This window comes from Bacillus sp. ISO11 (assembly GCF_003458115.1).
GTDB lineage: Bacteria > Bacillota > Bacilli > Bacillales > Bacillaceae_G > Bacillus_A > Bacillus_A cereus.
The window spans coordinates 1-15,987 of sequence record NZ_QXCO01000059.1 but is presented as its reverse complement, the minus strand read 5'-3'; the positions used below and the strand labels follow the sequence as shown (position 1 = coordinate 15,987).

The following is a 15,987-nucleotide window of genomic DNA, read 5'->3' as shown; positions in this document are numbered from 1 at the left end:
TTCGCTCGACTTGCATGTATTAGGCACGCCGCCAGCGTTCATCCTGAGCCAGGATCAAACTCTCCAATAAAGTTAGTTTGTCTAGCATCTAAAATAAAAATTGACGTTTCACGTTGTTTGTTTCGTTCAGTTTTCAAAGAACTACTTAGCCGCTCATTTGCGACTTCCTTATGTTAACATTTTCATCTTTCAATGTCAACTAAGTTTTTTATTTCGTTTGTCGCTTTCGACGTTATTGTCATCGGCGACTTGTTCTATATTACACCTCTAAGCTCTAATCGTCAATATGTTTTTATAAAAAATATAAAAAGGCTTATTTCTTTTAAAATAAGCCTTTTTATCACATATCATTCTATTCATTTATTATTTTTCTATAATTGGTAACGAAACGATAAATTGAATAATACCATCCCTATATTCCGCTCGAATACTACCACCTTGTAACTCAACAATACTTTTCGCAATCGCTAAACCGAGTCCCGACCCTTCCGTTACTCTACTTCGAGATTGATCCTTCTTATAGAAACGTTCAAACAAATTCGCTAACTCTTCTCTCGTAAACTCTTCACTATGATTCGCAATTACAATTTGTATATCCCTACGCTGCCTTTGAAGAGAAACTTTTATATCTGCATCATCTTTACTATACTTAATCGCATTCATTAGTAAATTATCAAATACACGAACCATCTTTTCCGAATCAATTGATGCATAAGCACGTTCCTCAGGAAACTTCTTAACAAACGTAAGTCCATGTTCTTCCGCCTGCGGTACTAACTCTTCTATTAATTGCTCGAGTAGCTCATTCATACAAACTTCCTGTTTTTCTAATACAACTTGTTCATTTGTTAACTTCGTATACTCAAATAAATCTTCTATTAAATTTTTTAACTGCTCCGACTTTGCAAAAGCAATTCTCGTATACTCATCATGTTGTTCTTTATTTTCATATTTAGAATCTCTAAGTAATCGTAAGTAACCCATAATAGAAGTAAGTGGTGTACGTAAATCGTGAGATACATTCGTAATAAGCTCACTCTTCTGTTTCTCTAATTTACGTTCCTTTTCTATATTATTCATAAGCTCTTCTGCCATATTATTAATATTCTCAGTTAAAGCTGCAATCTCATCTTCACCTTTTTTCTCAATGCGGTACGCTAAGTTGCCTCTTTCTATTTCCTTTACACCTTGTGCCATTGCTTCAATCTGCTTCATCTTTCTCTTTGTTATATAGAAGAAAGAGAAAATGAATACAAGAACACCAATTAAAAATGGGAATGGTCCTTCTTTCGTGTCATACATTACCTCTCCCTCTGGAATTCCGCTAACAAACATGTACAAATTCTTTCCTTCAATAGTAATAGGTGAAAAAGATATAAACTCTTTTCTTGTACTTTCAAATACATTTCTACCATCTGTATAATTAATCGCAAATGATGCTGCATTACGAATCGTATTATGCAAATCGATTTGCTCTTCTTGCGCTTGCTTTGTTTTATATAAAACTTTACCACTTTCATCAGTAACCAATATCTTTAAAGCTCTAGACCCTTGCTCTAAATTTTGGTTCTCCATTTCAATCATATTTGATATAGCTTCTAATTTATTTTCATGAACCGAACTATTTGCCGCTCCTTGAGCTTGGTGATTAATTTGTTCCATACCAGCCCGATAATCGATAGTTGCTTGACGATTCGCATTCTCAAAAAATGGCGCAGCTCCCTTCGCTGACAAAACTCCTAATAACGCACAAGCAGCAAAAGTAGTAATTAATTGAATCCTTATACTCTTTCGTACGCTCTTTACTAATTTCTCAATTAATTCTCTTATTTTCCTTATATAAGTAAACGGATTAAATATCTTTTTCAATCTTATACCCCACTCCCCATACTGTTTTTATATATCTAGGTTTCCTTGGATTCTCCTCAATCTTTTCACGCACTTTCCGAATGTGCACCATTACAGTATTATCAGACTGGAAAGATCGTTCGTTCCACACCTTTTCATAAATTTGCTCCGCACTAAACACCATACCTGGATTTCTAGCTAGCAATTCTAAAATTGAAAATTCCCTCGGAGTTAGTTTCACTTCTTCTCCCTCTACAACAACTTTATGGGTCGAGATGTTGATTTTCATCTCCCCAATTTCTAACTCGTCCTCATTTTGGACAGCGAAACCATTCATTTTCATATAACGGCGTAACTGAGATTTAATTCGTGCAATTAACTCTAATGGATTAAATGGTTTCGTTACATAATCATCTGCACCCGTTGTTAACCCTAAAATCTTATCCATATCTTGCGTTTTCGCAGAAAGCATAATAATAGGCATTTCTTTCGCTTCCCTTACCTTCATACACATATGAATACCATCCACTTTCGGCATCATAATATCTAATACGACTAGATGTACTTCATTTTCTTCCAATAGACGTAATCCTTCTTCTCCGTCTCCTGCTTGTAATACTTTATATCCTTCATTCTTTAAATAGATTGTAATTAAATTCCGAATTTCTTTTTCATCATCTACGACAAGTATTGTTTCGTGTGCCACAATATCTCCCCCATCACTTTTTTAATCCCTAACTTCTATTATAGGAAAACTTCTGAAGAAAAACGCTCGGAAATCCTTAAGATTTTCTGAAGACGCAAAAAAGGTCTAGACTCCCCTTAAGTCTAGACCTTTAAAAAACCCCTTTTATTTACGAACATAGATGAAATATAGTACGAATAAAACTCCCATAACATACATAATTGGATGAACCTCTTTACGACGACCACTCACAACCATTGTAATTGGATAGAAGATAAATCCAATCGCAATCCCAGTTGCGATACTATACGTAAGTGGCATAGAGATAATTGTAAAGAATGCTGGTACTGCAATCTCGAATTTCTTCCAATCAATTTCCCCTAAGGAAGAAACCATCAAGATTCCTACAATAATTAAAGCCGGTGCTGTTACAGCTGGCGTTACAACACTTAGTAATGGCGAGAAGAATAGTGCCAGTAAGAAGAATCCTGCTGTTACAACTGCTGTAAATCCAGAACGTCCTCCTGCTGCTACCCCTGCAGACGATTCAATGTAAGACGTTGTTGTTGATGTACCTAAAATCGCACCAATTACAGTTGCAATCGCATCTGCAAATAACGCTTTTCCTGCACGTGGTAATTTATTGTTCTTCATTAATCCTGCTTGATTTGCAACCGCTACAAGCGTACCTGCTGTATCAAAGAAATCGATAAAGAAGAACGTTATAATAACAATCCCCATTTGAACTGTGAAAATATCTCCGAAGTGCGTTAACGCCACGCCGAACGTTGGTTCTAGACTCGGTATTGCTCCCACCACAGCTTTCGGAGTATCAATTAATCCTGTTGCAACTCCTAAGATCGCTGTAAGAATCATACCGTAGAATACTGCACCATTAACTTTCTTAATCATGAAGATGATCGTAGTAACAACCCCGAAGATTGCTAGTAACGTTGTGCCCTTTGTTAAGTCCCCCAACCCAACAAGAACCGCATCGTTTTTCACGATAATTCCGGCATTTTGGAATCCAAGGAAAGCAATGAATAATCCAATACCTGCTGCTACTGCAAACTTTAACTCCGATGGAATTGCATTAATGATTTTTTCACGAATACCTGAAGCAGTAAGAATAATAAAGATAATACCTGACATTAATGTTCCGGCAATGGCCGTTTGCCACGGAATACCCATCGTTAACACTGCTGTATAAGCAAAGAACGCGTTAATTCCCATACCTGGCGCTAAAGCAATTGGATACTTCGCGAAAATACCCATAATTAACGAACCGATCGCTGCCGCTAATGCCGTAGCAACGAATACTGCACCTGGATCCATCCCTGTACCTGCTGGTAACCCTTTAACATTTCCAAGCGACAGCGTAGCAGGATTGACAAATAGTACGTAAGCCATAGATAGAAATGTCGTTAACCCTGCTATGAACTCAGTCTTATAATTCGTACCGAGCTCATCAAACTGAAAATAGCGTTTCATCCTATGTTTCCCCCGTTATATGATTACTCGCCGTATTTCACCCTAGCCCTCTTTTATCCCGAGAAATAAAAAAGGCTCCCATTGCATATATACATGGAAGCGTTCTATAAACAAAGACAAGTTTCCCCTCATCTTTATACAAACGCCTCGTAGTCAAGCCATTTACGGTAGCTAGGTAGAAACTTTCGGGCCATATCCCCGATATTATACGACGGCTATAATATTCACTTTTCGTTTGAATTACATAATCATATTAACTCGACGAAGTAGTTTTGTCAATTTAAAAACGAACATTTTCATAAACTTCTATAGTTTCGTTCGTATTAACACCAAAACAAAAAAGATCCATCTATGCATAAGCAATAGATGGACCTTTTTATAAATACTATTCCCACTCAATAGTTGCTGGTGGCTTACTCGTTACATCATACACGATACGGTTAACGTGTTTTACTTCGTTTACGATACGTACAGAGATTTTCTCTAATACGTCCCAAGGGATACGTGCCCAGTCAGCTGTCATACCGTCGATAGATGTTACTGCACGGATACCTACTGTGTAATCGTAAGTACGCTCGTCACCCATAACACCTACGCTACGCATACCAGGAAGTGCAGTGAAGTATTGCCAGATTTCACGGTCTAAGCCCGCTTTAATAATTTCTTCACGTAAAATCGCATCAGATTCACGAACGATTTCTAATTTCTCTTCTGTAATTTCACCTAATACACGAATACCAAGACCCGGCCCTGGGAATGGTTGACGCCATACGATTTCATCAGGAATTCCTAGTTCAGATCCTAATACACGTACTTCGTCTTTAAATAACGTGTTTAAAGGCTCAATTAATTTGAACTGCATGTCTTCTGGAAGTCCACCAACGTTGTGGTGAGATTTAATTGTTTGTGCAGTTGCTGTACCACTTTCAACGATGTCTGTGTACAGTGTACCTTGCGCTAGGAAGTCCATACCTTGTAATTTAGACGCTTCATCATCAAATACGTAAATGAATTCGTTACCGATGATTTTACGTTTTTGTTCTGGATCTTCTACACCTTTTAACTTGTTCATGAAGCGTTCTTTTGCATCCACTTTAATAACGTTCATGTGGAAGCCTTCGCTAAATGTTTTCATAACGCCTTCTGCTTCGCCTTTACGCAGTAAGCCGTGGTCAACGAAAATACAAGTTAATTGATCGCCGATTGCTTTATGAATTAATACTGCTACAACAGAAGAGTCTACACCGCCACTAAGTGCGCATAGTACTTTTTTGTCTCCAACAGTTTCACGAATTTTTTCTAATTCTACTTCGATAAAGTTCTCCATGTTCCATCCTTCAGAACAACCACATACGCCGAATACGAAGTTTTTAATTAAATCGTTACCGTGCTCAGAGTGACGTACTTCTGGGTGGAATTGTACACCGTATAAGTTTTTCGCTTCATTGCTCATACCAGCAATTGGGCAAGACTCACTTGTTGCGTCTACTACGAATCCTTCAGGTAAACCAGTTACTAAGTCACCATGGCTCATCCATACAACTTGCTCTTCTGGAAGGTTCGCATATAATTTTGATTCGTTCTCTACTTTAAGAACAGCTTTTCCGTACTCACGGTGATTTGCACGCTCTACTTTACCACCGAAGTGTTGCGTCATAAGCTGCATACCGTAACAAATACCGAAGATTGGTAAACCTAGTTCAAAGATTTTTTCATCACAATGTAATGCACCTTCACCGTATACGCTATTTGGTCCACCAGAGAAAATAATCCCTTTTGGATTCATTGCTTTAATTTCTTCTGCAGTAATTGTATGTGGATGAAGTTCACTGTATACACCGAACTCACGAATTCGACGTGCTATTAACTGATTGTATTGACTTCCAAAATCTAAAACGATAATTGTATCGTGTTGTTTCTTCAAAATAATCACCCCAACGTTAGTTCTCGTATATAAATATTTTCACCAATTTGGCGAAAAGCATTACCAATATAATAAAAAAAGCCAGTCCTCCGCCTCTAGTCTCATAACAAAGAAAAGGCAGGGGTCTGGCTTTATAAAGAAAGATAGTCTCCGCTCTTTATAAATATAAGACACACTGCCTTCATAGTCAGGTTGTTTGCGGTAACCCGGTAGAGACTCTCAAACCATATCATTGAGGATATATGAAGGATCGTTTTATATTATCTTCCTAGATTCTAACAATGAAATATCAATATGGTCAAGAGAGAAAGCGACAAAATTCTACAGAAATTCATTTCCTTTTCTAAAAAACATAAAAAAACATCCATTTCTATATAGAAATGGATGTTTTTTAGAGCAAACGGAATTACATCATTCCGCCCATACCGCCCATGCCCATGCCGCCCATGTCAGGCATTGCTGGTGCATTTGGTTCTGGTTTGTCAGCTACTACAGCTTCAGTTGTTAAGAACATAGCTGCAACAGATGCTGCGTTTTGAAGTGCAGAACGAGTTACTTTAGCTGGATCTACGATACCAGACTCAAGCATGTTAACCCATTCGCCAGTAGCTGCGTTGAAACCAACGCCTACTTTTTCGCCTTTTAGACGCTCTACAACTACAGATCCTTCTAGACCAGCGTTGATTGCGATTTGACGAACTGGCTCTTCTAGTGCGCGAAGTACGATGTTGATACCTGTTGCTTCGTCGCCTTCAGCTACGATAGAAGCTACTTTTGTGTATACGTTCATAAGTGAAGTACCACCACCTGCAACGATACCTTCTTCTACTGCTGCACGAGTTGAGTTAAGTGCATCTTCAATGCGAAGTTTGCGTTCTTTCAACTCAGTTTCAGTTGCTGCACCTACTTTAATTACCGCTACGCCACCTGCAAGTTTTGCAAGACGCTCTTGTAATTTTTCACGATCGAATTCAGAAGTTGTTTCTTCTAATTGCGCACGGATTTGACCGATGCGAGCTTCGATTTGTTCTGTGCTTCCTACACCTTCAACTACAGTTGTGTTTTCTTTCGTTACAACAACTTTACCAGCGCGTCCTAAAGATTCAACTGTAGCAGATTTTAAGTCACGGCCTAATTCTTCAGTGATTACTTCGCCACCAGTTAAGATCGCGATATCTTCTAGCATTGCTTTACGACGGTCACCAAATCCAGGAGCTTTAACAGCTACTACATTGAATGTACCACGAAGTTTGTTCACTACTAATGTAGCTAACGCTTCGCCTTCTACATCTTCAGCAATGATAAGAAGTGGTTTACCTTGTTGTACCACTTGCTCTAATACTGGTAAGATTTCTTGAATGTTAGAAATCTTTTTATCAGTGATTAAGATGTATGGGTTATCAAGAACTGCTTCCATTTTGTCAGAATCAGTAATCATGTAAGGAGATGCATATCCACGATCAAATTGCATACCTTCTACTACGTCTAATTCTGTTGTGAAGCCTTTAGATTCTTCTAAAGTAATAACGCCGTCGTTACCAACGCGCTCCATTGCTTCAGCGATTAATTGACCTACTTCTTCGTCAGCAGCAGAAATAGCAGCTACTTGTGCGATAGAAGATTTACCTTCGATTGGTTTAGAAATCGTTTTTAATTCTTCAATTGCAGCAGTAACAGCTTTTTCGATACCTTTACGAAGACCCATTGGGTTCGCACCAGCTGTTACGTTTTTAAGACCTTCACGAATCATAGCTTGCGCTAATACAGTTGCAGTTGTTGTTCCGTCACCAGCTACGTCATTTGTTTTGCTAGCAACTTCTGCTACTAATTTCGCACCCATGTTTTCGAATGCATCTTCTAATTCAATTTCTTTTGCGATTGTTACACCATCATTTGTAATAAGTGGTGAACCAAATTTTTTCTCAAGTACAACGTTACGACCTTTTGGTCCAAGCGTAACTTTTACTGCGTTTGCAAGAGTGTCGACACCGCGAAGCATCGAACGACGTGCTTCTTCACTAAATTTAATATCTTTTGCCATAATAATTGACCCCCTTGGATTTTTTAAGATTTATATAATTAACCGATAACTGCTAAAATGTCACTTTCACGTAAAATCAAGTAGTCTGTACCTTCATATTTCACTTCAGTACCTGCATATTTTGAGAAGATGATAAGATCACCTGCTGCTACCTCTAAAGCAACACGCTCACCATTCTCAAGCACTCGACCAGTACCTACTGCAACTACTTTACCCTCTTGTGGTTTTTCTTTTGCAGTATCTGGTAATACAATACCACTTGCTGTTTTTTCTTCTGCTTGAACAAGCTCAATTACAACGCGATCACCTAATGGCTTTAGCATGAACAATAACCTCCTCATTTTGTTATGTAAATTTCTTTTATTAGCACTCAAGTCATCCGAGTGCTAACACACTTATAATAATAAATAATCTCAATTTCTTTTGCAAGTAAAAAAATCATAATTTTTTCGCAAATCACTATATAAACTTTCTATATAGAATACTGCCTTTACTATATGAATCGTTGTTTCCACTGCTCGTATGTTACAATATGAAAGGACACCCTAAGTTGTTTTCGCTACACACACAACTTTCTCCTGTCTTCTATTATAATTTCAAATAAGGATTTACGAAAAAAACATAATTCAAGTGAGGTTTATATCGTAGGTAGCATATTTACATGTTATCCTAACTTATCTCATACACTATAGTTAGAAAGGATGGTTAAACCATTTGAAGAAACAATACTGGTGGATTATCGTTACATACATTTTAATGCAGTTATCTGGCGTTGTTGGATTGCCACTTCTCCTAAAAACAGGACTCTATGATAATAGAGGATTTACCATTGAGGAAAAAGGACAAATCATAACGGGACACTGGGCAATTATTAGCTTCTTTGTTGCATTATGTATCGTACTTTGGTTACTTAGAACAGATATTCGTGACAGGCATTTAGATCCAAAGCGCTCTTCTGCTCCAGCTACTATTGGATGGATTTTCATCGGGTTCTTCTTAGCTTTCTTTTCACAAATAGTTGCCGGTATGATCGAGATGCAGCTGCTAGGAATTAAACAAGGTTCAGAAAATACAATGAAACTGATGGAGATTGCAAGAACGACCCCTTGGTTCCTTATTGTTGTATCTATAATTGGACCTATCTTAGAAGAAATCGTATTTAGAAAAATTTTATTTGGTGCACTTTATAAGAAGTTTAACTTCTTTATCGCAGCTATCATTAGTTCGCTTGTATTCGCAGCAATTCATTTTGATTTTACTCATTTATTGGTATACACTGCTATGGGGCTCGTATTCGCCTTCTTATATGTGAAGACGAAACGTATTATCGTTCCGATTGCAGCTCATGTTGCGATGAATACATTAGTCGCTATTGGGCAAATTTTTATGAGCAATGAACAAATTCAAGAAATGATTAAAGAAGCTGAAAAAATGCAAGGCTTTATCGGAGGATTTTTTGTATGAGAAACTCACCATTGTTCATGGCTGCACTATACTTCCTTCTTGGATGTATCTTTACACGCTTCGCCATTACGAACGTGACAGATACAATCTGGAATATGTGGACAATACTATTTGCAGTTATGGCAACAATTGATTTTAATTTGGCGCTTCGCCTTATATTAATCAAATTCACAAAGAAGAAACAATAATAAAACGCAGAGGTCGCTTCCTCTGCGTTTTATTGTGGATAGTTTTTCAAAAAGTAAACTAATGTTTGTAACTCTACAGCTAAGTCAATATGATGAATTCTAATATTCTCTGATACGTTTAATCGCGCTGGTGTGAAATTCAAAATACCGTGCACGCTCGTTTCAGCTAATCTATCTGCTACAGCTTGTGCTACTGTAGCCGGTACTGTTAATATTGCCACTTGTATATCATTTGATAATCTCTCTTCTAATTCATCTAAATGATATACAGGAATGCCCCCGATTTCTGTTCCAACTTTCTCTTCACTAACATCAAATGCCATTTCAATTTTTGTATTATTGTTTTTCGTGAAATTATAATGTAAGAAAGCGGTCCCTAAATTACCTACTCCAATAAGTGCTACACGTGTTATATCATCTTGATCAAGTGTTTCGCGGAAAAATGATAATAAATAATTTACGTTATATCCATATCCCTTTTTCCCTAACGCTCCAAAATACGAAAAATCTCTTCGTATTGTTGCGGAATCTACTTTTACTGCCTCACTCAATTCGGCCGATGAAACACGCTGCTTACCAGAAAGAGATAAGTTTTGGATAAATCGATAGTATAGAGGCAATCTTTTAGCAGTGGCTTGTGGAATCTTTTGCTGATCCATATGACCTCTCCTCTCTTCCTATCTTTATTCATATACTTTAATCAAATACAGAAGTTTAGCACTCATTAAATTCCTTGTATAATAAAGAGAAGAAGTATTCTCTCTTTATTTTAAACTATACACTATTTTTAGTATGATTGAGAAATATAAACATGGCAAAGTTAAGAAATTATTTGAGGTGAAAATATTGATTTTATTACAAGTAAACGCGCTTTCGAAATTATACGGTGCAGAAACGATTCTTGCAAACATAAAATTGGAAGTACAAACAAAAGATCGTATCGCATTAGTTGGAAGGAATGGAGCAGGCAAATCTACATTATTAAAAATTATCGCTGGTGAATTATCTCATGATGGTGGCGAAATTATAAAACCGAAAGATGTCTCAATCGGATATTTAGCTCAAAATACTGGACTAGAAACGTCTTTAACAATTTGGGATGAAATGCTAACCGTCTTTACCCACTTACAGCAAATGGAGACAAAACTTCGAAGGCTTGAGCAAGAAATGGGAAAAGAAGAAAACTTTTCAAACGAAGCTACATATGAAAGATTGTTAGCTGATTATGACCAATTGCAACTCAATTATAAAGATCAAGGTGGATATCAATATGAAGCGGATATTCGCTCCATTTTAAGCGGCCTTGGCTTCCCAGTTGAAACGCACCAGACGACGATCTCTACTTTAAGCGGCGGGCAAAAAACAAGATTAGCTCTCGGGAAATTATTATTAACAAAACCAGACTTACTTATTTTGGACGAGCCTACAAACCATTTAGACATCGAAACATTAACGTGGCTTGAGCAATATTTACAAGGTTATCCTGGCGCAATATTAATCGTTTCACATGACCGTTATTTCTTAGACAAACTCGTTACACAAGTATATGAAATTTCGAATAAAGAAAGCAGACGATTTGTTGGTAACTACAGTAAATATTTAGACTTAAAATCAGCATTATATGAGCAAGAAATGAAACGTTACGAAAAACAACAAGATGAAATCGCAAAACTTGAGGACTTCGTTCAAAAGAATATAGCTCGCGCTTCTACAACGAAACGTGCTCAAAGTCGTCGTAAACAACTAGACAAAATGGAATTATTAACGAGACCATTAGGGGATTCTAAGTCAGCATCATTCCACTTCGATATTGAAAAGCAAAGTGGAAATGATGTTTTACAAGTAAATGATGCAACCATCGGCTATGATGAGAACCCTATAATTGAACATGTAACTATGCGCTTAACTCGCGGAGATAGTGTTGCTTTAGTTGGTCCAAACGGAATTGGGAAATCCACATTGTTAAAGTCTATTGTGAATAAGTTACCACTATTAAATGGTGATGTTTCTTTCGGATCAAATGTATCTGTTGGTTATTATGATCAAGAACAAGCAAACTTAACATCTTCTAAACGGGTTTTAAATGAATTATGGGATGAATATCCACTGCAACCTGAAAAAGAAATCCGTACTATACTCGGGAGTTTTTTATTCACAGGAGATGATGTACTGAAACCAGTATCTTCTCTTAGTGGTGGACAAAAAGCTCGATTAGCTCTTGCAAAACTTATGATGCAAAAGTCAAATTTGTTAATTCTAGATGAGCCTACGAACCACCTTGATTTAAATAGTAAAGAGATTTTGGAGAATGCTTTAATTGATTACCCAGGGACTCTTCTATTCGTCTCACATGACCGCTACTTTATTAACCGTGTAACAACGACTGTGGTTGAGTTATCAACAGAAGGTGCACAGGAATATTTAGGGGATTACGATTACTACGTTGAAAAGAAAAATGAAATGATTGAACGTGCAGAACTTGAACAGCAAGAAAGTGACATTCCTGTTCAAAAAGTGGTTGCACAAGAGAAATTAAATTATTTAGAAGAAAAAGAGCGTAAAAAACTAGAGCGTCAACGCACTAGAAAAATTGAAGAGCTAGAACAAAGTATATTAGAATTAGAAGAAGAAATTGCTACGTTAGAAGATCAACTTTGCTTACCAGAAATATATGCAGATTATGAAAAAGCTAGTGAAATTACAACTAAAAAGCAAACGCTACAAGAACAACTTGAAACTTGTATGGCAGAATGGGAAGAGCTGCATGTATAAGCATATTTAAATAAAGAAGATGTCTCATAAGTCAGGATTTTTGACTATGTGACATCTTTTTTTCTTTTAATACAGAAACAATTTTTTGAGTATATCAATCGCAACTTAGAATATACCAACGATTTTTCAAATATATCTATTGTAACCCTATATATATTAACAATTCGACACGAAATATCGATTTAACGACAAAGATTGACAATATTAGCATCTTCTATAATAGGGGGATGTTTCAAAATGTTTTTCGGGGATATCTTCTTACTTTTTATTTCCCGAAAAAGAACAAATTTAAAGGTCTGACATCATCCTATTTATCCACAAGTTTATACACATATCCACCTTTATAAAATAAACCTTAAAATAACTTTTCCACATTATCCACAATCAACAAAAAAGTTATCAACATTTTATATACACAATAAAACCCACATTATCAACAGACAATATGGGTTTTATCCACAACCTGTGGTTAATTATGTGCATAACTATGCTTCAATATCTAATCCTGGATTTGCATTTAAGGCTAATGTTGCACGCTTACCTTGTTCATAAGCAATTGTCCCTGCCGCTGCAATCATCGCTGCATTATCTGTGCATAAAGATAGCGGCGGAATAATTAATTCAATGTTTTCTTTTTGTGCAAATTCCTCTTCTAATCGCGCACGAAGTCCTTTATTAGCAGCTACTCCGCCAGCAAGAAGTAATTGCTTTACATTATAAGCTTCTGCTGCACGAGCTGCTTTCGTTACAAGTACATCTATTACACTTTCTTGGAAACTTGCCGCTAAATCTTCTGGCGCAATTTCTATACCGCGTTGTTTTGCGTTATGCACAGTGTTGATAACTGCTGATTTCAATCCACTAAAGCTAAAATCATATGAATCCGGTTCTAGCCATGCACGAGGCAAATCAATTGTCGGTTTTCCTTCATGTGCAAGGCGATCAATATGAGGACCACCTGGATATGGCATAGATAACGTACGAGCTACTTTATCATATGCTTCTCCAGCTGCATCGTCTCGTGTTTCACCAATTACTTCGAATGAACCATGTTCTTTCATATAAACAAGTTCTGTATGCCCACCGGATACAACAAGTGATAATAACGGGAATTGAACTTCTTTTACTAAACGGTTCGCATAAATATGACCAGCAATATGATGAACACCGACTAACGGAATATCATGTGCAAACGCTACTGCCTTCGCTGCATTTACTCCAATTAGAAGTGCTCCTACTAAACCAGGACCTTCTGTTACAGCAATTGCATCAATATCATCAAATGTGATGTTTGCTTCCTTTAAAGCTTCTTCTAACACAACTGTAATTTCTTCTACATGATGACGGGATGCAATCTCTGGTACAACGCCGCCAAAACGTTTATGACTTTCAATTTGTGATGCAACGACATTCGCAATAATTTCCGTTCCATTTTTAACAACTGCTACTGCTGTTTCATCACAACTTGTTTCAATACCAAGTATAATCGTATTTTTTTCCATTATATATTCACCCACATTACGAGACCATCTTCCTGATTGTCTGCATAGTATCGTTTACGAATCCCACCATTTTGAAATCCGTATTTTCTGTATAACTGCTTTGCTACTTCATTTGATACACGTACTTCAAGTGTCATTGTTTTTACCCCTAGTTCTTTCGCTTCAGAAATAACTGCTTTCAATAGGGCATCTCCTAACTTTTGACCTCGGTATTCTGGCAAAATAGCTATATTTGTTATATGTGATTCATCAATAATTATCCACAATCCACAATACCCGACTACACGACCATCTTTTTCTAACACAATATAATGTGCATGTTCATTCATCGTTAATTCACGGTGAAAGGCATCTGCAGTCCAAGGAGTTGAAAAAGACGCTTCTTCAATAGCTACAATTTGAGCAATATCATCAAGCTCCATCTTTCTAAATATCATATCCATCTTCTGCAAGCTCCTACTTGTTTTGACTTTCTAACCACTTTGTTTCAGCTTCAGCTAAACGAAGATAGCTTGGAACAAACGTATGCACATCTTGTTCTTCTTTTTGTAATCCTAAGAATGCTAGCTCACTTGGTCTTGGGTTATTTTTAGTAAATGGAGCGAATACAGCTTGATCACCTAAATGTTCTATAATTGTTTCTTTATGCAATTTAACATCGTTACCGATAAATAAAACAGGCTGTCCTTTATCTTTTAACATTTGCAACCAGTCCACAATAAGAATAATTCGGTCTTCTTCTATTGAAGTTAACTGCTCTCCTTCATATGTATATAACCCAGTATAAATTTGCCCACGTCTTCCATCAAATAAAGGACAAATTAACCCGTTAAAGTTAGCACCGTTTGCAGCTACTACCTCTAAACTTGATACACCTACAATTGGTATTTGAAGTGACCAAGCTAATGTTTTCGCCGCTGTCACGCCTATGCGAACACCTGTATAGGATCCAGGTCCAGCAGCTACAACGATTTTAGTTAATTCCTTCGGTTTTACGCCACACTCTTTTAACAGTTTCTCTACAGCTGGCATAAGACGTACAGAATGGTTTTTTGTTAAATTTGTAATGATTTCCCCAATTACGTTTCCTTCCTCAATAAGGGATACACCCATTACGTAATTTGAAGTATCAATTGCTAGTACTTTCATCTTGTAATAGCTCCTCACATAATCTAATATAGCGATCTCCAATTGGCTCGAGTATAATTTTTCTTGTGTCATCTCCAGCATGGAATAAACTAATTTGTAACTTTTCATTCGGTAAATATGCTTCTATTAAATGAGCCCATTCTACTACCGTAATTCCTTCACCGTAGAAATATTCATCAAAGCCTAAGTCCTCTTCACTTTCTGCTAAGCGATACACGTCCATATGATATAGCGGTAATCTTCCTTTATATTCTTTGATGATATTAAAGGTAGGACTATTTACAACTCTTTTCACTCCAAGACCTTTTGCTAGTCCCTTTGTAAAAGTCGTCTTACCAGCTCCAAGATCTCCTTCTAAAATAATTACGTCTTGTGCCTCTACGAGCTTACCTAGTTTTTCTGATAACCTTTGTGTTTCCTCAGAAGATTTTGTTGTTACTTCATATTTACTCACAGACTTCACCTACTTTACTCACAATGTTCTCTGCTCTTTATTATACAGGTTTTGAATATATAAAAAAGTCCTTAGGAGTTGTCCTAAGGATAGTTTGACTGTCTTTATTAGTTTTTTGTTAAAACAAATAAAAAAATACGAAACAACTTGTTTCGTTCTTTTCTTTATATGAAATGGCGGTCCCGACCGGGGTCGAACCGGCGATCTCCTGCGTGACAGGCAGGCATGTTAACCACTACACCACGGGACCATTTGGTTGCGGGGACAGGATTTGAACCTGCGACCTTCGGGTTATGAGCCCGACGAGCTACCGTGCTGCTCCACCCCGCGACAATATAAATAGCTTGGCGACGTCCTACTCTCACAGGGACAAGGTCCCAACTACCATCGGCGCTAGAGAGCTTAACTTCCGTGTTCGGTATGGGAACGGGTGTGACCTCTCTGCCATCATCACCAAACTATGAAGGCA

Annotated in this window: 14 protein-coding genes, 2 tRNA genes, 2 rRNA genes and 2 riboswitches; of the genes, 3 read left to right on the top strand and 15 right to left on the bottom strand. The window is 37.2% G+C overall.

Annotated features, from left to right (window positions below; genetic code table 11):
- The 7 genes from D1166_RS29845 to groES all read right to left on the bottom strand — a co-directional run.
- Positions 1–70: ribosomal RNA gene (locus D1166_RS29845) — 16S ribosomal RNA — on the bottom strand; the annotation flags it as partial.
- A 293-nt stretch (positions 71–363) separates the two neighbouring features.
- Positions 364–1,869 (bottom strand): aminopeptidase AmpS, encoded by a 1,506-nt coding sequence (gene ampS, locus D1166_RS29835; protein WP_097856663.1) that lies wholly within the window; start codon positions 1,867–1,869, stop codon positions 364–366.
- A complete protein-coding gene (locus D1166_RS29830) occupies positions 1,853–2,554 on the bottom strand; it encodes a response regulator transcription factor (protein WP_000929887.1) in 702 nt (233 codons plus the stop codon). Before D1166_RS29830 ends, ampS begins: the two co-directional genes overlap by 17 nt.
- A 144-nt stretch (positions 2,555–2,698) precedes the next feature.
- Entirely contained in the window at positions 2,699–4,024 is a 1,326-nt protein-coding gene (locus D1166_RS29825) for an NCS2 family permease (protein WP_000833096.1), read from the bottom strand.
- Between the two features lie 130 nt (positions 4,025–4,154).
- Positions 4,155–4,256, bottom strand: a riboswitch (purine riboswitch).
- Positions 4,257–4,409: 153 nt separating this feature from the next.
- Entirely contained in the window at positions 4,410–5,948 is a 1,539-nt protein-coding gene (guaA, locus tag D1166_RS29820) for a glutamine-hydrolyzing GMP synthase (RefSeq protein ID WP_000743906.1), read from the bottom strand.
- 164 nt (positions 5,949–6,112) lie between these two features.
- Positions 6,113–6,214, bottom strand: a riboswitch (purine riboswitch).
- A 140-nt stretch (positions 6,215–6,354) separates the two neighbouring features.
- A complete protein-coding gene (gene groL, locus D1166_RS29815) occupies positions 6,355–7,989 on the bottom strand; it encodes a chaperonin GroEL (protein ID WP_001029993.1) in 1,635 nt (544 codons plus the stop codon).
- 38 nt (positions 7,990–8,027) lie between these two features.
- A complete protein-coding gene (gene groES / locus D1166_RS29810) occupies positions 8,028–8,312 on the bottom strand; it encodes a co-chaperone GroES (protein ID WP_000917311.1) in 285 nt (94 codons plus the stop codon).
- A 391-nt stretch (positions 8,313–8,703) separates the two neighbouring features.
- Here groES and D1166_RS29805 point away from each other — a divergent pair, with 391 nt between their 5' ends.
- On the top strand, positions 8,704–9,453 hold the full coding sequence (locus tag D1166_RS29805; RefSeq protein ID WP_000745326.1) for a CPBP family intramembrane glutamic endopeptidase: 750 nt from the start codon (positions 8,704–8,706) through the stop codon (positions 9,451–9,453).
- Positions 9,450–9,641 (top strand): YdiK family protein, encoded by a 192-nt coding sequence (locus D1166_RS29800; RefSeq protein ID WP_001246200.1) that lies wholly within the window; start codon positions 9,450–9,452, stop codon positions 9,639–9,641. Before D1166_RS29805 ends, D1166_RS29800 begins: the two co-directional genes overlap by 4 nt.
- A 29-nt stretch (positions 9,642–9,670) precedes the next feature.
- Here the strand turns inward: D1166_RS29800 and D1166_RS29795 are convergent, their stop codons facing one another.
- Positions 9,671–10,300 carry a redox-sensing transcriptional repressor Rex gene (locus D1166_RS29795; RefSeq protein WP_000372699.1) on the bottom strand — a complete coding sequence of 210 codons (630 nt, stop codon included), beginning with the start codon at positions 10,298–10,300 and terminating at the stop codon, positions 9,671–9,673.
- Positions 10,301–10,487: 187 nt separating this feature from the next.
- Here D1166_RS29795 and D1166_RS29790 point away from each other — a divergent pair, with 187 nt between their 5' ends.
- A complete protein-coding gene (locus D1166_RS29790) occupies positions 10,488–12,413 on the top strand; it encodes an ABC-F family ATP-binding cassette domain-containing protein (RefSeq protein ID WP_218940420.1) in 1,926 nt (641 codons plus the stop codon).
- A 485-nt stretch (positions 12,414–12,898) separates the two neighbouring features.
- Here D1166_RS29790 and tsaD read toward each other — a convergent pair whose 3' ends face one another.
- The 7 genes from tsaD to rrf all read right to left on the bottom strand — a co-directional run bounded on the left by tsaD (position 12,899) and on the right by rrf (position 15,976).
- Complete coding sequence (gene tsaD / locus D1166_RS29785) at positions 12,899–13,915, bottom strand: tRNA (adenosine(37)-N6)-threonylcarbamoyltransferase complex transferase subunit TsaD (RefSeq protein ID WP_097856665.1); 1,017 nt, start codon at positions 13,913–13,915, stop codon at positions 12,899–12,901.
- Positions 13,915–14,358 carry a ribosomal protein S18-alanine N-acetyltransferase gene (gene rimI, locus D1166_RS29780; RefSeq protein WP_000367190.1) on the bottom strand — a complete coding sequence of 148 codons (444 nt, stop codon included), beginning with the start codon at positions 14,356–14,358 and terminating at the stop codon, positions 13,915–13,917. The genes tsaD and rimI overlap by 1 nt, the downstream gene beginning before the upstream one ends.
- A 13-nt stretch (positions 14,359–14,371) precedes the next feature.
- Positions 14,372–15,064: a tRNA (adenosine(37)-N6)-threonylcarbamoyltransferase complex dimerization subunit type 1 TsaB gene (gene tsaB / locus D1166_RS29775; RefSeq protein ID WP_000865753.1), complete on the bottom strand. Its 693-nt coding sequence runs from the start codon at positions 15,062–15,064 to the stop codon at positions 14,372–14,374.
- A complete protein-coding gene (gene tsaE / locus D1166_RS29770; protein ID WP_000049648.1) occupies positions 15,045–15,518 on the bottom strand; it encodes a tRNA (adenosine(37)-N6)-threonylcarbamoyltransferase complex ATPase subunit type 1 TsaE in 474 nt (157 codons plus the stop codon). Before tsaE ends, tsaB begins: the two co-directional genes overlap by 20 nt.
- A gap of 174 nt (positions 15,519–15,692) precedes the next feature.
- A tRNA-Asp gene (locus D1166_RS29765) sits at positions 15,693–15,768 on the bottom strand.
- Between the two features lie 3 nt (positions 15,769–15,771).
- Positions 15,772–15,848, bottom strand: a tRNA-Met gene (locus D1166_RS29760).
- Between the two features lie 12 nt (positions 15,849–15,860).
- Positions 15,861–15,976 (bottom strand): 5S ribosomal RNA (rrf, locus tag D1166_RS29755).
- Between the last annotated feature and the right edge of the window lie 11 nt (positions 15,977–15,987).